Below are 17,904 nucleotides of genomic sequence, written 5' to 3'. Positions count from 1 at the left end.
CCTTAAAAAGTATATTTCGCGGCCATCTCGACACGGTCCATCTGGCCCTTCAGGCCACTGACGACTTCCCGCTGAGCATGGCGATACTCGATACCGAAATCCAGATTCTTGACCGGCGACCAGAACAGGTTGCCCGCCAGGCTATAGGCCGCCTTGTTGGCCAGATCCGGCAACAGGATGCCGCCGGGATAGTCGGCATGCTGGTATCCGACCATGAAGGTCGATCGGATCGTCGGCGTCCAGCCGAGCTTGAGCGCGGCAAAGCCAGCGACATTGTCGACCACATGCAATTGGTTGCCGATGGCGCTGTCGTAGATGGCGTCGGGCGCATAGCCGACCGTGAAATAGCGACCCATGCCATGACCATAGGTGGCCAGGAAGCGCAGGTCGTGCCGCCCTTCCGGCCCGAACGGAATCTTGCCGCCCGTCGTGATGCCCCAGCCCATTGCCGTGTCGCCGACGCCATTGTTGCGCACCGACAATTGCCGCACCAACCCGGCGACATGCAGTTCGCCGATCGCGCCCTTATAGGCGAGCTTGGCGACGAGATCGGGGATGCGATCCTGATCATTGTCAACGAGGGCAGGGGCGGTCGTCGTCTCCGTCTCGGTCTGCGGATTTTCCGCCGCCAGATAGAGATCGAAGCCGCCGCCCAGCGGTTGCTTATACTGCACCATCATCTGCCGCACGAAGATCGCGCCGTCCATCGGCCCCACAAAATCGGTCGATTCGGGCAGATGGCCAGGATTCTGGAAGGTCGTCCACTCCTGCCCGATCAGCCAGTTGCCATAGCTGATGAAGCCCCGGCGAAAGGTCGGCACATAGGGGTTGGTCGCCCGCTGCGCCCCCAAAGGCGCGGCGGCCAGCGCGAAGTCGAACTCGATGACGCTCTTGACCTCCTTGCCACCCAGCGGGGTGGAGGTGCTGAATGACAGCCGCGTCTGGCGAGCATGGCCGATGATATCGCGGCTACTTTGCCCGCCGACCGGAATCTGCTGCGGCAGGTAGAATTCCTTGCCCAGCGACCCGCCCGGCACCGCGCCATCGTCATAGCGCGTCGCGCTGCCGACGACCTTAACGAAGCCGCCCAGCTTGAAGGTGGTGGCGCCGACCTTGAAGCCGTCGGAGGTCGGCTTGGCTTCCAGCGCCGCGACCCGGCTATCGGCCTTCTGCGCGATCTGCGTCGATGTCTGTTGCTCGGATCGCGCCTGCGTCAACTCGCTGCGCAGCGCCGACACGGCGGCTTCCAACTGGTTGAGACGCGCTTCCAGCTCCGCTTCGCGTGCCGTCTGCGCCATGGCGCTGGGGGCGTTGACAATAGCGACCGCCATCGCGCCCATCGCAATCCCGCGCCTTAGATTTATGAATGCCCTATTCGTCATCATTCATCCTCTCCCCGCGGGTCGCCCCTTTCTGCGAAGGGATGTGGCGATCCGGCCATGCTTGCATCATGCGGCGCGGGGCAGGGGGAGGATAAGGCGGACCATGGTCGCAAGTCCCTCCCACTTTGGTCGAGGATGGCGCGCGGCCCTCCGGTCGTTACGCTAGTGCGAAAGAGTTTGGAGAGGCCAACATGATGAGCGAATCCCTCTATCCCGTTCCCGCATCCCTCGCCGTTGATGCGCGCGTCACTGCTGCAGATGCCGCCCGGATGCATGCGCAGGCGCTGGCCGATCCCGATGCCTTCTGGCGCGATCAGGCGCAGCGGCTCGACTGGATCACCCCCTTTACCAAGGTGGATGAAAGCAGCTTCGATGAAGCCGATTTCGGGATAAGCTGGTTCGCAGACGGTCAACTCAACGTCTCGGCCAACTGCATTGACCGGCATCTCGCCGAACGGGGCGATCAGCCCGCGATCATCTGGGAAGGCGATAATCCGAGCGAAAGCCGGGTCATCACCTATGCCCAACTGCATGAGGAAGTCTGCCGCTTTGCCAATGTGCTCAAGGGACATGGGGTCCGTCGCGGCGACCGGGTGACGCTCTATCTGCCGATGATCCCTGAAGCCGCTTTCGCCATGCTGGCCTGCACCCGCATCGGTGCGGTCCACTCGATCGTCTTCGGCGGCTTCTCGCCCGACAGCCTCGCCAGCCGCATCCGCGACTGCGACTCCCGCCTGGTCATCACCGCCGACGAAGGGCTGCGCGGCGGCAAGGCCGTGCCGCTGAAGGCCAATGTCGATGCGGCACTCGCCCATTGCACTTCGGTCGAAACCGTCATCGTCGTCCAGCGCACCGGCGCGGATGTGCCAATGGTCGATGGCCGCGACCTCTTCTACGGCCCCGCCCGCGATGCCGCCGCGCCGGATTGCCCGGCCGAAGCGATGGGCGCGGAAGACCCGCTGTTCATCCTCTACACCTCCGGTTCGACCGGCACCCCCAAGGGCGTCCTCCACAGCACCGGCGGCTACCTCCTCTGGGCGGCGATGACCCACGCCCAGGTGTTCGATTACCGACCCGGCGAAGTCTATTGGTGTACCGCCGACATCGGCTGGGTCACCGGCCATAGCTATGTCGTCTACGGCCCGCTCGCCAATGGCGCGACCACCCTGATGTTCGAAGGCGTCCCCAACTATCCCGACCATAGCCGTTTCTGGCAGGTCTGCGACAAATGGAATGTCGCCATCTTCTACACCGCGCCCACCGCGTTGCGCGCCTTGATGCGCGAGGGCGACGCCTTCGTGCAGGGCACCAGCCGCAAGTCGCTCCGCATCCTGGGCAGCGTCGGCGAGCCGATCAACCCGGAAGCCTGGCAATGGTATCACCGCGTCGTCGGCGAAGGCCGCTGCCCGATCGTCGATACCTGGTGGCAGACCGAAACGGGCGGCATTCTCATCGCCCCGCTACCCGGCGCGACCGACTTGAAGCCCGGCTCTGCGACCAAGCCGCTGTTCGGCGTTCACCCCTTGCTGGTCGATGCCGATGGCAAGGAACTGGACGGCGCGACTGAGGGCAACCTCTGCATCGCCAAAAGCTGGCCCGGCCAGATGCGGACCGTCTATGGCGATCATGAGCGTTTCTTCCAAACCTATTTCACGACTTATCCCGGCCGCTATTTCACCGGTGACGGCGCCCGCCGCGATGCCGATGGCTATTATTGGATCACCGGTCGGGTCGATGACGTCATCAACGTGTCGGGCCACCGCATGGGCACCGCCGAAGTCGAAAGCGCGCTCGTCGCCCATGCCAAGGTCGCCGAAGCGGCGGTTGTGGGCATGCCGCACCCGATCAAGGGACAGGGCATTTACGCCTATGTGACGCTCAACGCGCATGAGGAGCCGTCCGAAGAGTTGCGCAAGCAGCTCGTCGCCTGGGTCCGCAGCGAGATCGGCCCGATTGCCACGCCCGACATCATCCAGTTCGCCCCCGGCCTGCCCAAGACCCGATCGGGCAAGATCATGCGCCGCATCCTGCGCAAGATCGCCGAAGGCGAAACCGATGCGCTGGGCGATATCTCGACGCTCGCCGACCCGTCGGTGGTCGAAGCGCTGATCGCCGACAGCCAGATGGCAGCCGCCTGAAGCGGTTGCCGGGCTAGGGATTAGCCCCTATTTGCATCGCTGCCCAACAAGGGGCAGGATGACAGCGGAGAGGGAAGGACGAGCCAACGGCGACAGGTACGATCTTGGTGGCGGACGATCATCCGCTTTTCCGTCAGGCCTTGGTCATGGCGGCCTCCAACGTCGCGCCCGAAGCGCGGATCGTGGAGGCGGCGACGCTGGACCGCGCGGTGGAAACCGCCACCGCCGCCAGCGACTTGCTGCTCATCCTGCTCGACCTCAAAATGCCGGGATCGGTCGGCTTTTCCGGCGTCGCCCTGTTGCATGCTGAACGCCCCTCCGTCCCCATTCTCGTCATTTCCAGCGCTGACGCGCAGATCGCCGCCGCCGAAGCGCGCCGCTATGGCGCGGTCGGCTTCATCGGCAAGGATCAGGATCTGAGCGTCATCGAAGACGCTATCGCCGCCGCTTTGGCAGGCGAAACTCCCGCCGTCACGCCGTTGATGCCGGACGAGGTGGATGAGATGGCGGGCAAAGTGGCCTCGCTGACGCCCACGCAATTGCGCGTCCTGCTCGGCGTGTTGGATGGCCAGCTCAACAAGCAAATCGCCTGGGACTTGGGCGTCGCTGAATCGACCATCAAGTCGCACATGACCACGGTCCTCGCCAAACTCGGCGTCCAGAACCGGACTCAGGCGGCACTGGCCGCCCGCGCGCTGGGATTAGGGAACCACTGACCCGCCAGCGCCGCGTCGCGCTACCTCTACAATCCACTGTTCCAGCACCGCTGCCGCCAAAGGCTTGGCGAGCAGGGGAATATCCCGCTCGGCGAGGCGCGCCAGCATCGCTTCGCCGCGCTCGGCGGTCACCAGCGCCACCGCCAACCCCGGCGACCGACCGCGCAGCGCGTCGATCAGGTCGATGCCGTCGCGCGCCGTGCCCAGGGCAAAATCCACCAAAGCCCCATCAAATGGCCCGCTGGCCGCCAACGCCTCGCTTTCCGTCGCCGCCACTACGCAGCCATGCCCCATGCTCTCCAAAGCGGCCTGCATCGCTGCGCGATTGGCCGGGTCATCGTCCACGACGAGCAGGCGCAGGCCGGTCGTCGGTGCGGGGAGCGCCGCCGCCACGGGTGCCATCGCAATCGGCGACGCCGCCACCAGTGGCAGGCTGATCGCAAAGCAACTGCCCTTGCCGGGCCAGGATCGCACCGCCACCGTCCCGCCGATCAACGCGGCCGATCGCTCGACGATCGCCAGCCCCAGACCGATGCCGCTCTCGCTCCCCTGACCCAGCCGCTCGAACTCGCGAAAGATCAGCGCCAGCTTGTCCGGCGCAATGCCGATTCCGCTATCCCATATCTCGATGCGAACTGCAGCGCCTCGCCGTCGCACCGCGACGAGGATGCGACCCTCGTCGGTATAGCGGATGGCGTTGGACAGGAAATTCTGGACGATCGACCGCAAGAGGCTCCGATCCGTCTCGACCCAGCCATCCCCCGGACCAACCCTTAGCACCAAGCTCTTTTCCGCCGCCAGCGGCTGAAAACTCTCGGCGAGATCAACCAGCATCGGCCGCACGGCAAAGCGGGTCGGTTGCGGTTTCACCCCGCCCGCGTCCAGTTTGGATATGTCGAGCAAGGCGCGCAACAGGTCGTTCGCCCCCTCGATTGAGCGATCAAGCCGCGCCAAGATCGCTTGCTCCGGTTCCCCCAGCCGCCGCCGCAAGGCTGACGAAAACAGCATCGCGGCATGCAGCGGCTGCAACAGGTCATGGCTCGCTGCCGCGAGGAAGCGGGTCTTGTCAGCCATCGCCGCCGCCAGCTTCACATTGACGTCGCTCAACTCTGCCGTCCGCGCCGCCACCGCATGCTCCAGGTCGCGCCGCGCCGTCTCGGTCGCCGCCCGCGCCTGCGCTTCGACCGTGATGTCGGTGAAGGACATGACATAGCCGCCATCGGGCATAGGGCCGCCCACCGTCTTGATCCAGCGACCATCGGCGCGATGCCGCTCGAACGCATGCTGGCGACGGCTGCGCATATGCGCCAGCCGCCGGGCGACATGGTCCTCCACTTCGCCGGGACCGCAATCACCGCGCTCGGCGTTGAAACGAATGAGGTCGGCGACCGGCACGCCGCCCCGGATCAGGCCGGGGGGATAATCGAACAGGTCGAGATAGCGGCTGTTCCACGCTACCAGCCGCAGGTCGCGATCGACTACGCTCACGCCCACATCGATATTCTCCAGCGTCGCCGCCAGCAGACCTTGCGAAAAATGCAGCGATTGCCCCGACGCATCAAGCACCTTGGCAATCTGCGCAAAGCCCATGCCCTGGCCCGAAATCGCCGACGCCATGATGGCCCGCGCGGACGACGCGCCCACGACGCTGCCGATCAGCCGCTCGGCCACCCGCGCGCTGGCCCGGTCGATCGGCGCATCGCTCCCTTCGGTCGCGCCGAACGCCTCGATCATCGCCTCCGCGCCGACGAAGCGGGTCACAAGGTCGCCCAGCGCCTCCATCGTCGTGACCGGCGCAATCCCCCGTTGCCGGACCAGTCGTACCGCGCCAACGCTGCGCGCCGACACCAGCAGGAAGGCAAGCAAATTGCCACCCAGGCTGATCAGCGTGCCCGCCGTCACCGCGCTGATGCCGTTCCAGGCGGGCGGCGTCACCGCGTCGCTGCCGATCGCGGGCAGGAACAGGATGACGAACCACAAGGCAAAGCCCGTCAGCAGCGCCGCCTTGCCCGCCAGCGGGTCATTATGCGGCCGATAGACCGCGCAGATCAGGGCAGGCGCACATTGGGCAATAGCGACAAAGGCGATCAGCCCGACCGACGCCAATTGCGTGGTGGATGGGATGGCCATCGCATAGAGTACTGCCGCGCCGATCAGCGCGACGATGGCGCTGCGGCGTATCCACAACAACCGCTCGCCCATATGCGAATCGCCTGACGATCGTCGGAGCAGGGCGGGTGCGAACAGATCATTGGAGATCATGCTGGAGATGGCGACGATCTCTGTGACAACCATCGCCAGCGCCGCCGACAGCCCGCCCAGAAAGACGAATAGCCCCAGCCGATGATAGCCGAAATCTTGCGGTAGGCTGAGGACGAACAGGTCCGGCGCTGCGCCTTGGCCCAGCAGCGTCACACCGGCCGCAGCGATCGGCAGCACCGCCAGCACCGTCACCAGCAGATAGACCACAAAGCCCCAGCGCGCCGTCAATATGTCGGCGGGCGTGCGCGATTCCGTCACGCTGATGAAGAAATGGCGCGGCAGGCAAATGATCGTCAGCAGCGACAATAAGGTTGTGACAACGAAGTTCACGTCCAGCCGCGCTGGCGCAAATCCGCTGCGAAAGGTTGCCATGCCTTCGACTATCCGGTCGGTCGGGGCACTCCACAGCAGCCAGACCGCCAGCCCCGCGACCAGCAACAAGGCGACGAGCTTGAACAGCGATTCGAAGGCGACGGCGAACAATATCGCCTCATTCTGTCCGGAAACCTGATAGCGCCGCGCCCCAAAGGCGAGGGCGAACAGCGCCAGCATCGCCGCCGCCCCGACCAGCGGCGCTGTCGGCTGCGTGATGCCCGATACCAGCGCGAAGCTGAGCGCCACAGACCGCAATTGCAGCGCGATATAGGGAATGGTGCCGAACAACAGGATCAGCGTCACCAGTGCCGCTACGGTTCGGCTCTTGCCGAAACGCGACCCGATAAAGTCGGAAATCGACGTCGCGCCATCTGCCTGCACCTCGGCGTTCAGCCGTCGCAGAAACGGCCCGCCCGCGATCATCAGCAGGATCGGGCCAAGATAGATGGGCAGATAGCTCCATCCCCCGGTCGCCGCCGTGCCTACCGCGCCGAAATAGGTCCAACTGGTGCAATAGACCCCCAAAGCCAGGGTGTAGGCGTGGATACGCCAGCGCGATTGGCGCAGCCGATGGCGATACGCATGCGCCAGCGCCGTCCCCCCGAACAGCAGGAGGACATAGGCAAGGGCGATGAACAGCTTCGCAGATATGGTGATGCTCCCGCAGTCTGCAGCGATCAGGTTGACAGGCATAGGCTTACGCGCGCGAACGCGCCAGTTCGCTGGCGTCTTGGGGTTAACGAAAAAATAAAGGGAAACTGCCAAGAGGGACGGGGAACCGGAGACCGGCCATTTGGGCGCTTTGAGAAAATTGTTGGAAAGGCGCGCAGCGCAGTCGTCGGAGGAGGATACCGATGTCCGGCGGAGCTTGGTCGAAACGCTCTACGCCTCGCCCGCATCGCTCACCATCGGCGCGGCCACCGGAACGGCTGTCGGCCTCGTCATCAGCAGCCTGTCGGACGGCCTCGCCATCCATGTGGTCGTTGCGACGCTGTGCCTTGTTGCCGGGCTGCGCGTCTTCTCCGCCATTTTCTTTCATCGCCAGTTGGTGCGCGGTATGGCGGTCGCCTCGCGACGCTGGGAATTGGCCTATGAGTTGGGGGCGTGGGCCTATTCAGGGCTGCTGGGCCTCATGGGATTCGTCACCCTCATCGGATCAACCAATTCCGTTATTCATATGCTCAGCGTGTCGATGGCCACGGGCTATGCCGGCGGTATTTCCGGCCGTAATGCGGGCCGCGTGCAGATCGCCATTGGTCAGGTTTGCCTTGCCCTGCTGCCGACAGCGCTCGGCCTGTGGCTGGAAGGTTCGACAGGCTATCGTGTGCTGTCGGTTGCCATGGTGGCCATGATATTGGGCCTGGCCGAAATCAGTTCGACCACGCATCGCATTGTTGTCCAGGCGTTGATCGGTCGGCGCGACAAGTCGTTACTGGCAGAAAAATTCGAGCGGTTGGCGCGGTACGACAATCTGACCGGCCTTGAAAATCGCATGGCGATGCAGATGCGGTTGCGCGATATTTTCGAAACCAATGACAAACGCGCCGATGCCGTTGCCATTTTGTGGATGGATGTCGATCGGTTCAAGGAGATTAACGACTCCCTTGGCCATATGATCGGGGACCGGCTGCTGCGCGTTGTCGCCGAGCGTTTGAACGAGATCGTACAGGGACAGGGACGGGTTGCTCGCTTTGGTGGCGATGAATTTGTCATCATCTGCCCCGATACGGACCGGGTTGCGGCGGCGACGATCGCCCAGGAGATAATCACGGATTTCGCGCACGGCTTCGATCTAGGCGATCATCATCTCCAGGTTACGGCCTCGATCGGCTATGCCGTGGCCCCGCAGGACGGCCGTGACATGGATGAATTGATGCAGCATGCGGATCTGGCGCTGTATGAAGCGAAAGGGGCCGGACGCAATCGGGCGTCCAGCTTCAACTGGTCGCTGAAGGAACGGTTCAACCGCATCCACGAAATCGAAACCGGCCTGCGCCGAGCGCTGGACGGAGATGAACTCCAACTCATGTTCCAGCCGATCGTCGCGCTCGACGGCGGCGATATTGATGCGTGCGAAGCGCTGATCCGGTGGAACCATCCCGTGCTCGGCTCCATTCCACCGTCTGAATTTATTCCGATCGCTGAAAGCATGGGATTGATCGAAGCCTTGACTGGCTGGGTGCTGCGTCAGGCCTGCATCGCGGCAGCGGGGTGGCCTGGTGAGGTTCGCGTGGCCATCAACATCTCGCCCGCCTCGCTCAAGTCGCACGACCTGCCCAGCCACGTCATCGCCGCATTGCTAGAAACCGGCTTGCCCGCCCGACGGCTTGAACTCGAAGTCACCGAATCCATCTTCCTTGACGATAGCGGCCAGACCAGCACGATCCTGCGCGAACTCCAGCGTATCGGCCTGCGGCTGGCGCTGGACGATTTCGGCACTGGCTATTCCTCGCTCTCCTATCTGCGCTCCTACCGGTTCGACACGCTCAAGATCGACCAGAGCTTCATGGCGGGGATCAGCGCCAACGCCGAAGATCGCGCGATCGTCCGCGCGATCGGCAATCTCGCGCGCGACCTGTCGATGGACACCGTCGCCGAAGGGATCGAGACGCAGGACCAACTCGCCCATGCGCGCGAAGCTGGCTTCACCAATGTTCAGGGCTATTTGTTCAGCCGACCGGTCACGAATGAACGGATCATCGAACTGATCGAGGCGGGGCCGCTCCATGGCGAGGAACGGCCCGACCCGGTCGTCCGCCGCCGCCGCCTTGCCTGAACCGCGCGCGATCAGCGCAGGCGTGTCTGTGCCGCCGCCAATCGCCGCATCATTCGCAGATCACGGTCCGACAGGGCCAGGGCCGTGTCGGTCCAGGTGGTCACGATATCGGTCAGTTCGTCCAGCGTCATCGGATTGACCCGCCGTCCGGCGCGGTTGATGCCGACATAACCGGCATGATGCGCCCGGTGATCCTTGATCCAGGCGATGGTGGCGGCCTCGCCTTCGCCCTGCTCGACGACCTGGGTGACGATGCCCATGTCGAACATCTCCTCGGCGCTATAGACGCGCCCGTCGGTAATCATCTGGCGTGCCAGCACCGGGCCGACCCGGCGCGACAGGATGGAATAGGCGCCCATGCCGGGGAACAGGCCGAACAACACTTCGGGCAGGCCAAAGCGCGCCTGCCGCTCGGCGATGATGACGTCAAAGCACATCAATGCTTCAAGGCCACCGCCCAGCGCGTCCCCCTGCGCCAGCCCGATATTGATGATGTTCATGTCGTTACAGTGCCAGATGCGATCGACGATTTCGCAGCAGGCGATGCCATAGCGCAGCAACGTGTCGCGGTCGCGGCGCTGGATGCACTCGGCGAACATCTCCAGATCGCCACCCAGGTTAAACACGCCGGGAAAGCGCGACCCCAGCACCATGAATTTCAGCATCCCGCCCTTGTCTTCGAACAGGCGGCGGCTCTCGCGCTGCCAGGACATCGTATCGCGAATCAGCGACAGGTTGGAATTGGGGCGTTCCAGCGGCGTCATGAAGGCCCACAAGGTCGCCAGTTCCGCGTCCCACCGCACGTCGATTTGCCCCAGGTCGAATAGGGTGGAGCGCGCAATATCCGCCACAAGCGCCCGTTCCGCAGCGTCCTCGTTAACCATGTCCACCCCGGTTGGCCTCGGCTTCGCCCCTGTTTCGCTCGCGGAATTAAATTGTCCTGAATCAATCATGTGCGCCCCCGATTTTTCGTTGGGTCTCAACAAAACAGGCAGGAGAGGAGGATGCAATCGGCGGCACGCCAGACCGAGCCTGTTAACCATCTTTATACGCAACTGTTGCACCCTGGTCGCCCAAAAATAAGGCTATGCGCAGCGATAGTTGCGATATTGCAACAAAGTACCTTGTCGGACGACCGTAAAGCTTCATGCCAGACATCTTGTTAATCTTTGCCGATTATTTCGGTTGGCATGCGTCGAGAGCGATCTGATCCCCAAATAGCCACCCTGGCTTTGCACGACCACACGGGCGCGCATTGGCCGTTGCGTCTTTCGACCGATTGCCTGCGCTTCATCGGTCCCTATCGCCGGGTCGAAGGCTTCAATATCGACGCGCTTGCGCTGTTCGACGGCGTCCGCAAGGCGGGTTGAACGCCTGCACGTTCGCTCCTAGAGCGCGCAGATGACCCAGCCCCGCTTCTCCTTTTCCATCGCCGCCACCGACGGCAAGGCCCGTACCGGCGCGATCAGTATGCGCCGGGGCGAGATCCGCACGCCTGCCTTCATGCCGGTGGGCACCGCCGCCACGGTGAAGGCGATGCGCCCGGCCGAAGTGCGCGCGGCTGGCGCGGACATCATCCTGGGCAATACCTATCATCTCATGCTGCGCCCTGGTGCAGAGCGTATGGCGCGGCTGGGCGGGCTGCATGGGTTCATGGGCTGGGACCGGCCAATCCTGACCGATAGCGGCGGTTATCAGGTGATGAGCCTGTCGGCGCTGACCAAGATGAGCGAGCAGGGTGTCGCCTTCTCAAGTCATATCGACGGGTCGAAGCATATGTTGACGCCGGAGCGATCAATGGAGATCCAGCGCCTGCTAGACAGCGATATCGTCATGGCCTTTGACGAATGCACCAAAAATGGCTGCACCCATGAGGAGGCGACCAAGTCCATGGAGCGCTCGATGCGCTGGGCCAAACGCTCGCGCGAGGGTTTCGATGCTGGCGGCGTCCATGCCGACCGCGCGGCGCTGTTCGGCATCCAGCAGGGATCGCTCGATGAAGGGCTGCGGCGGGAATCGGCCCAGCAACTGATCGACATCGGCTTCGACGGCTATGCCGTGGGCGGCTTGGCGGTGGGGGAGGGGCAGCAGGCGATGTTCGCGACGCTCGACTTCGCGCCCGACATGCTGCCCGCCGACAAGCCCCGTTATCTGATGGGCGTAGGCAAGCCCGACGATATCGTCGGTGCGGTCGAGCGCGGGATCGACATGTTCGATTGCGTGCTGCCCACCCGGTCGGGCCGCAATGGCCAAGCCTTCACCTGGGCCGGTCCACTCAACATCCGCAATGCCCGTTTTGCCGAAGATCAGGGGCCGCTCGATCCGCGCTGCGCCTGCCCGGTCTGCACGACCTGGAGCCGCGCCTATCTCCATCATCTCGTCAAGGCTGGCGAAATGCTGGGTGCGATGCTGATGACCCAGCATAATATCCATTTCTATCAGGCGTTAATGCAGGGCATTCGAGATGCCATTGCCGCCGGGCAATTTGCACCCTTCGCGGCCGACTTCCGTCGCGATTATCAGCGCGTCTAGAATTTAGGGAATGATCGTTATCGCGATCGTGTAGCGGCCGTCATCGCCGTCATGGTCCAGCGCGGAACGCAACTGGCGCGACAGGCCCGTCAGCACGCGACCATAGCGTTCCGACAGATGGGCCGTCATCGCCTCGGACGTCCGCAGGCCCGACGACGTCACACTTAGCAAGGCCCGGCCTTTCTGGTCTTGCAGCATATGGGCCGCAATGTGCATCGACCCCTGGGGATCGAGCATCATCGCCAGTTCAACCAGCTCGGTCAGCAGGAACGCAATCGGCACCGCCACATCCTGACTGATATGGAGGTTATCGCTGTCGATCTGGATTGCAAAGCGCCGCGCCGCGGCAGGCGCCGTGCCGCGCAGACTGGCGGACAATTCACTGATCAGCGGACGAATGCCGACACCACGATTTTCCTCCAACTCGGCAAAATGATTGCGATGTACCACCGACAGGGCATCGACGCGCCGCTGGATCGAGGCATAGGCTTCGACCGCTTCGGGTTCATGCGCCGACCGGGCATGAAGGTTGATGAGGCTGGCGATGATCTGAAGGTTATTCTTGACCCGATGATGGACTTCGCGCGTCAGTTTGCGCTGCGTTTCCAGCCCTTCGGCCATCTCGGCCTCATGGGTCGCCACATCCTCGCTGATTTCGCGGAACGTCTCGCCCAGATCGACTATTTCCTGGGCTGGCGTCCGCATCCGCTGCAGCGGTTCCAGCACTTCGCCCGGATGATAGGCGGCAACCGCGCGCCGCAATATCACCAGTGGGCGGATCAATACGCGATTGACCACGAACCACCCAATCGCTGCGGCCGCAAACCACATGACCAGCGGCAGGAACAGCGACAGCAGTCGCGCCACTGTGGCGGGCGGTTCGCGTACCGTCATCGTTAATTCTATATCATAAGGGTCCAGCCGCGCCGACAAGCTGCTGCTCTTTCCGCCGGGCGGGTCTTTTCGAATATGACTGATCGCAAATAGCCGGTCGCCCTGACGAAGAGTCAGTTTACGATTTTGCAATGCCGTTGCGGGGTCGGCGACATTTTCCAGATGCTCGCGGGAATAGTAGATCAGTGCCGTGATGCGTTCGTCTGCACTGTTGACGCGGCTTACCAGATAAGGCGCATTGGCGAGCAGTTCGATCGGCGGCCCGTCGAAGCGATTAGTCAGGCTCAGTTGTGCAGGCTCGCGCATGCCGGTCTCGCACAAGCGACGACCAGCGCGATCATAGATGTAAAATTGTCCGCCTTCTGCATCATTTGAGGCAAGGAACAGGGACAGGCGCTCGCAAATGCTGCGGTCGCCACCATTTGACGCCAGATTATCGACGGTCAGTTGCAAGGCGGTGCGATCCGATTGCAGGTCCGCTGTCAATTTGCGGGCGCTTTGCGTCACCGCGACACGAAGCAGCGCTTCTTTTTCAAGGTCTGCCGTGCGTATGGCTTGAAGCGAGGCGATGAGGGCGAGCAGGCCAAGTGGCAGGAGTGCAAGCGTCAGGATGAGAAACATCTTAACGCCAGTAGACCTGAAAATTTGGGAGATAGGTTCCGTCAGCGACCGGGCCGCCGGAGGAGGGCTGCCCCGGTCCATGTAAAAATCAGCCTAGCTTGTTCAACAAATCCAGCATTTCCGCGGGAATATCCTCGTCTACCGCGCGTTGATAGACGGTACGCAATACTTGGGACACATGGCCTTCGTCCATCGGGTTTGCGGTCCTTCCTTTGCGCGAGGAAACCGCCTTTTTCGCATTTTTCTCTTCGCCCGCCATGGTCGAACGGTGTTCCGTGGTAGAAGAAACCAAAATCTGCCCCTCTGAAGCAATCTCTGTCACGCCAGCCTGTCCGTATTTGCGGGAATCTTGCGGCGCGTCAATTCGTCGTTCCGCATTAAAGTCACGATAAACGCACCTTCATCGAAAAAACCGTGTGACTGCGAAACAAATCGGTCCTTCGTTGGTTCCGGCCAAGCTAGCGTTTTTTTACGCGCTGCCGGTTCGGGGAGCATCGAAGGGAAGGGGGTTGCCATCAGGGCATCGACATTCCATCCTTTACGCCATCCTTCCCCGTGTCGGATACAACAGGCCCGCTTTGGGCAGGGAGACGAATTGACGATGTCGCTTGGACAGCAACTACACCCCCATCTTCCGTTTCTGCGCCGCTATGCTCGCGCACTGACCGGCAGCCAGACGCATGGTGACGCCTATGTTCGCGCAGCGCTCGAAGCGATCGTTGCCGCGCCGGAAGAGTTTCCCTCCGACGTCGATCCGCGTCTTGGCCTTTACCGTACGTTCCATGCCATCTGGTCGTCGGCGCATCTGGAAGACGTGCCGCTGACGGCTGATGGGGATCGCGAAGCCATTGCTCAGGCGCGCCTTGCGCGTTTGACGCCCCTGCCGCGGCAGGCGCTGCTGCTGACCGCGTTGGAAGGTTTCACTGTCGATGATGTGGCCTATCTCATCGACATGGACAGTGTCGATGTCGAAGGGCTGGTTGAGGAAGCGCTGAGTGAAATCGAAGCGCAGACCCGTGCCAAGGTTTTGATCATCGAGGATGAGCCGATCATCGCGATGGACATTGAAACCATTGTTCGCGACCTTGGCCATGATGTGACCGCTATTGCAGTAACCGCCGAAGACGCCGTGCGCGAAGCGCTTGCTGATCGTCCTGGCCTGGTGCTGGCCGACATTCAATTGGCGGATGACAGCAGCGGGATTGATGCGGTCAAGGACATTCTGGCCGAATTTGCCGTGCCTGTCATTTTCATCACCGCCTTCCCCGAACGCCTGCTGACAGGCGAGCGGCCCGAACCGACCTTCCTGATCACCAAGCCGTTCCAGCGCTCCACCGTCAAGGCGGCGATTTCGCAGGCGCTCTTCTTCGATCAGGCCACCGCGCCGGCCTGATCGTTACGCTTATATCCCGCTTTGTCGGAACTCCCCGCCGATCGTTGCGTTAGTCATGCGTAACGATCGGGGAGAGATTATGACAGATCAGGAAGAACGCATCACCACCGAAGACGTGCGCAGCGGGTCCAAGAACCATGTCGTGCGCTACGTCCTCGGCATATCTTTAGCATTGGTTGTCATTGGGATGCTGGTCGTTCTTTTGATCTGACCATCGCGTTTGTGGCTTTGGGCCTCTGGCAAAATCTGATTTAAGGTATAGGCGCATTTATGGCTTTGACGACGTCGGTTCCTGCGGCGAGGGCGACAGCCAATATGGGGGTTGTTTCCATGGATGAAGACGTGGAGCCGGTCGAGGAGCGCGCAGCGCTGTCGGATTCGGATTTCAAGCGTGAACTGGCCGCGGTCATTCCGCATCTTCGTGCTTTTGGCCGTTCCCTGTCGGGCAACCGTGATGTCGCGGATGATCTCGTGCAGGAAACCCTGCTTAAGGCATGGGCGGCACGCGCCCGGTTTCAGGCCGGCACGAATATGCGCGCCTGGACATTCATCATTCTACGCAACCATTATCTCTCGCAAATGCGCCGATCGCGCTTTCGCGGTGAATGGGACGACCTGACAGCCGATCGCATTCTTGCGGCACCGGCCAGCCAGGACAAGCATGTCGAATTGAGCGACATGCAGCGCGCCCTGCTGCAATTGCCCCAACCCCAGCGCGAAGCGCTGATCCTGGTTGGCGCGGGCGGCTTTGCCTATGAAGAGGCGGCCGAGATTTGCGGCGTTGCCGTGGGCACCATCAAAAGCCGGGTGGCTCGTGGTCGTGCGGCACTCGAACTGCTTATGGAAAGCGGCGACCTGCCTTCGCGACGAAGCCAGGAAACGACCGATACGGCTGTCCTCGACGAAATCATGGAAGATGTGGATCGCCTTAGTCGGGGGCGGGACGCGCAATCGGAAGTCGACTGAACGGGAACGATCATATTCCGTGGCTCGTTCTCCTTGTTTGAAAGGAGAGGCGCGTGGCTATCAATTCCCGTGAGGGTGCTCGACGGACCAAGATACATGGGATGGGCCGACCGCGTGGCAGCGGCCTCACCTTTGCCTTGGTCGCCATAGCGCTCATTCTGGCCATTGGCTTCTTCTATCTCACGAACGATAATCGCCGGGACAAACGTGCCGATGCTGTGACGAACACCGCAAAATCCGTGGATGACGCGGCAAGGGTAATCGAAAAGGCCGCGCGCAACGCGGCCGATGGATTGCGGAAATAAGCCGATCTTCTTTTTGATATTGATCGGGATTCAGGAATTCTTTGCCATTTTACGGCAGGGTGCGCCCACTGTCGGATTTCCTTACAGCAGATTGTAAGGCGATCGACCTTGTCAGTATCGCCTGTTGGCGACTGAAAAATGGGCGTAACACATGATCAGGCTGTTCAAACATTATGTGCCGCACGCCGTGCTGCTGCTTGGGCTGCTCGATTTCCTCCTCCTGCTTTTTGCGGCGGAGGGCGGCTGGATATTGCGGGCGCGCCAGATCGGCATGGACATCGACCATGTGATGACGCGCATGGGACCGTTGGTCAGTTTTGCCGTCGCCGTTCAAACCGCCATGATCGCGGTTGGCGTCTACGGCACGGAAGCGCTTCAATCGATCCGTTTCGCCTTCGCCCGCCTGCTGGTTGCCGTGTCCTTGGGCGTGATCTTCCTGTCGGTTCTCTATTTTCTGCTGCCGGGCATGACGCTTTGGCGCTCCAATTCCCTGTATGCCATGGGCTTTGCCATGGCCCTGCTGGTCATTGTCCGCATCTTGTTGGGGTCGATGTTGGGCGGGGAAGCGTTCAAGCGGCGATTGGTGGTCCTTGGTGCGGGCAATCGCGCGGACCGCATCCGCGAATTGGAGAAAAAGCGGGGGGCGGGCTATCTCGTCGTCGGCTATATCGCGATGAATGACGGCCCGCAGGTGGTGCAGGAGGCCATCAACCGCAGCGCCATCTACAATCTTTCCGATTTCGTCGTCCGGCTGAACGCCAGCGAAGTGGTGCTGGCGCTGGAGGAAAGGCGTAACGCCATTCCCATGTCCGATCTGCTGCGGATCAAGACCACTGGTGTCCATGTCAACGACCTGTCCACCTTTTTGGAACGCGAAACGGGCCGGGTTGATCTGGATAGCGTCAATCCTAGTTGGCTGATTTTCTCCGACGGCTTCTCGGCGGGCCGCCGCTTGTCCAGCATCGCCAAAAGACTGTTCGATATTCTTGCCAGCTCGCTGTTGTTGCTGCTGACGGGCCCGATCATCCTGCTTGCTGCCTTGCTGGTGAAGCTGGATAGCAAGGGACCGGCTTTTTACCGGCAACAGCGCGTTGGCCTCTACGGTCAGGAATTTTGGATCGTCAAGCTGCGGACCATGCGCCAGGATGCGGAAGTCGCAGGCAAGGCGGTCTGGGCTGAGAAAGACGATCCGCGCATCACACGCCTTGGCTATTGGCTGCGCAAGCTGCGTATCGACGAACTGCCCCAAACCTGGACAGTGTTGAAAGGCGAGATGAGCTTCGTCGGCCCTCGCCCCGAACGGCGTCAATTCGTCGAGGATCTGGAACAGCATCTGCGCTATTATGCCGAGCGGCACATGGTCAAGCCGGGCATCACCGGCTGGGCGCAGATCAATTACCCCTATGGCGCGTCGATCGAGGATAGCCGTCACAAGCTCGAATATGATCTTTATTATGCCAAGAATTACACGCCCTTTCTCGACCTGTTGATCCTTATCCAGACGGTGCGGGTCATCCTCTGGCCCGACGGCGCGCGTTAAGAGC

Annotated in this window: 15 protein-coding genes; 10 read left to right on the top strand and 5 right to left on the bottom strand. The window is 62.0% G+C overall.

Going from position 1 to position 17,904, the window contains the following annotated elements:
• Positions 1 to 2: 2 nt before the first annotated feature.
• The gene (locus J2W40_RS11210; protein WP_310224723.1) at positions 3 to 1,331 is read right to left on the bottom strand and encodes a DcaP family trimeric outer membrane transporter; all 1,329 of its coding nucleotides are present in this window, start codon (positions 1,329 to 1,331) and stop codon (positions 3 to 5) included.
• A 245-nt stretch (positions 1,332 to 1,576) separates the two neighbouring features.
• On the opposite strand from J2W40_RS11210, the gene acs reads away from it, so the two are divergent.
• A complete protein-coding gene (acs, locus tag J2W40_RS11205; RefSeq protein WP_310224845.1) occupies positions 1,577 to 3,520 on the top strand; it encodes an acetate--CoA ligase in 1,944 nt (647 codons plus the stop codon).
• Between the two features lie 104 nt (positions 3,521 to 3,624).
• Positions 3,625 to 4,236, top strand: coding sequence for a LuxR C-terminal-related transcriptional regulator (locus J2W40_RS11200; protein ID WP_310224722.1), 612 nt, complete (start codon positions 3,625 to 3,627; stop codon positions 4,234 to 4,236).
• Here the strand turns inward: J2W40_RS11200 and J2W40_RS11195 are convergent.
• Positions 4,222 to 7,566 (bottom strand): PAS-domain containing protein, encoded by a 3,345-nt coding sequence (locus J2W40_RS11195; protein ID WP_310224720.1) that lies wholly within the window; start codon positions 7,564 to 7,566, stop codon positions 4,222 to 4,224. The genes J2W40_RS11200 and J2W40_RS11195 overlap by 15 nt on opposite strands.
• 118 nt (positions 7,567 to 7,684) lie before the next feature.
• Between J2W40_RS11195 and J2W40_RS11190 the strand changes: the two genes are divergently transcribed.
• Positions 7,685 to 9,649, top strand: coding sequence for a putative bifunctional diguanylate cyclase/phosphodiesterase (locus J2W40_RS11190; protein ID WP_310224843.1), 1,965 nt, complete (start codon positions 7,685 to 7,687; stop codon positions 9,647 to 9,649).
• 11 nt (positions 9,650 to 9,660) lie between these two features.
• Here the strand turns inward: J2W40_RS11190 and J2W40_RS11185 are convergent, their stop codons facing one another.
• Entirely contained in the window at positions 9,661 to 10,533 is an 873-nt protein-coding gene (locus J2W40_RS11185; RefSeq protein ID WP_409050365.1) for a crotonase/enoyl-CoA hydratase family protein, read from the bottom strand.
• Between the two features lie 348 nt (positions 10,534 to 10,881).
• Between J2W40_RS11185 and J2W40_RS11180 the strand changes: the two genes are divergently transcribed.
• Together J2W40_RS11180 and tgt are read left to right on the top strand one after the other, a co-directional pair.
• Entirely contained in the window at positions 10,882 to 11,019 is a 138-nt protein-coding gene (locus tag J2W40_RS11180; protein ID WP_409050364.1) for a hypothetical protein, read from the top strand.
• Between the two features lie 31 nt (positions 11,020 to 11,050).
• Complete coding sequence (tgt, locus tag J2W40_RS11175) at positions 11,051 to 12,181, top strand: tRNA guanosine(34) transglycosylase Tgt (protein ID WP_310224714.1); 1,131 nt, start codon at positions 11,051 to 11,053, stop codon at positions 12,179 to 12,181.
• Between the two features lie 3 nt (positions 12,182 to 12,184).
• Here the strand turns inward: tgt and J2W40_RS11170 are convergent, their stop codons facing one another.
• On the bottom strand, positions 12,185 to 13,696 hold the full coding sequence (locus tag J2W40_RS11170; protein WP_310224712.1) for a sensor histidine kinase: 1,512 nt from the start codon (positions 13,694 to 13,696) through the stop codon (positions 12,185 to 12,187).
• A gap of 88 nt (positions 13,697 to 13,784) precedes the next feature.
• On the bottom strand, positions 13,785 to 14,018 hold the full coding sequence (locus J2W40_RS11165) for a NepR family anti-sigma factor (protein WP_310224709.1): 234 nt from the start codon (positions 14,016 to 14,018) through the stop codon (positions 13,785 to 13,787).
• Positions 14,019 to 14,297: 279 nt separating this feature from the next.
• Between J2W40_RS11165 and J2W40_RS11160 the strand changes: the two genes are divergently transcribed.
• The 5 genes from J2W40_RS11160 to J2W40_RS11140 all read left to right on the top strand — a co-directional run bounded on the left by J2W40_RS11160 (position 14,298) and on the right by J2W40_RS11140 (position 17,900).
• Complete coding sequence (locus J2W40_RS11160) at positions 14,298 to 15,089, top strand: response regulator (protein WP_310224840.1); 792 nt, start codon at positions 14,298 to 14,300, stop codon at positions 15,087 to 15,089.
• A 79-nt stretch (positions 15,090 to 15,168) separates the two neighbouring features.
• Positions 15,169 to 15,300: a hypothetical protein gene (locus J2W40_RS11155; RefSeq protein ID WP_310224707.1), complete on the top strand. Its 132-nt coding sequence runs from the start codon at positions 15,169 to 15,171 to the stop codon at positions 15,298 to 15,300.
• A gap of 119 nt (positions 15,301 to 15,419) precedes the next feature.
• Complete coding sequence (locus J2W40_RS11150; protein WP_310224704.1) at positions 15,420 to 16,055, top strand: sigma-70 family RNA polymerase sigma factor; 636 nt, start codon at positions 15,420 to 15,422, stop codon at positions 16,053 to 16,055.
• Between the two features lie 101 nt (positions 16,056 to 16,156).
• The gene (locus J2W40_RS11145; RefSeq protein WP_310224838.1) at positions 16,157 to 16,360 is read left to right on the top strand and encodes a hypothetical protein; all 204 of its coding nucleotides are present in this window, start codon (positions 16,157 to 16,159) and stop codon (positions 16,358 to 16,360) included.
• 151 nt (positions 16,361 to 16,511) lie between these two features.
• Positions 16,512 to 17,900, top strand: a complete 1,389-nt coding sequence (locus J2W40_RS11140; protein ID WP_310224702.1) for a TIGR03013 family XrtA/PEP-CTERM system glycosyltransferase — start codon at positions 16,512 to 16,514, stop codon at positions 17,898 to 17,900.
• Positions 17,901 to 17,904 lie beyond the last annotated feature (4 nt).

The sequence above is a fragment of the Sphingobium xenophagum genome, from assembly GCF_031457465.1.
Classification (GTDB): domain Bacteria; phylum Pseudomonadota; class Alphaproteobacteria; order Sphingomonadales; family Sphingomonadaceae; genus Sphingobium; species Sphingobium xenophagum_A.
This window is presented reverse-complemented; position numbering and strand designations above follow the sequence as displayed.

Bases quoted from the DNA above. Each gene is read 5' to 3' on its own strand.
- J2W40_RS11210 (WP_310224723.1), bottom strand. From the start codon at position 1,331: ATGGCGGTCGCTATTGTCAACGCCCCCAGCGCCATGGCGCAGACGGCA.
- J2W40_RS11155 (WP_310224707.1), top strand. From the start codon at position 15,169: ATGACAGATCAGGAAGAACGCATCACCACCGAAGACGTGCGCAGCGGG.
- tgt (WP_310224714.1), top strand. From the start codon at position 11,051: ATGACCCAGCCCCGCTTCTCCTTTTCCATCGCCGCCACCGACGGCAAG.
- J2W40_RS11170 (WP_310224712.1), bottom strand. From the start codon at position 13,696: ATGTTTCTCATCCTGACGCTTGCACTCCTGCCACTTGGCCTGCTCGCC.
- acs (WP_310224845.1), top strand. From the start codon at position 1,577: ATGAGCGAATCCCTCTATCCCGTTCCCGCATCCCTCGCCGTTGATGCG.
- J2W40_RS11185 (WP_409050365.1), bottom strand. From the start codon at position 10,533: ATGGTTAACGAGGACGCTGCGGAACGGGCGCTTGTGGCGGATATTGCG.
- J2W40_RS11160 (WP_310224840.1), top strand. From the start codon at position 14,298: ATGTCGCTTGGACAGCAACTACACCCCCATCTTCCGTTTCTGCGCCGC.
- J2W40_RS11140 (WP_310224702.1), top strand. From the start codon at position 16,512: ATGATCAGGCTGTTCAAACATTATGTGCCGCACGCCGTGCTGCTGCTT.
- J2W40_RS11150 (WP_310224704.1), top strand. From the start codon at position 15,420: ATGGATGAAGACGTGGAGCCGGTCGAGGAGCGCGCAGCGCTGTCGGAT.
- J2W40_RS11195 (WP_310224720.1), bottom strand. From the start codon at position 7,566: ATGCCTGTCAACCTGATCGCTGCAGACTGCGGGAGCATCACCATATCT.
- J2W40_RS11145 (WP_310224838.1), top strand. From the start codon at position 16,157: ATGGGCCGACCGCGTGGCAGCGGCCTCACCTTTGCCTTGGTCGCCATA.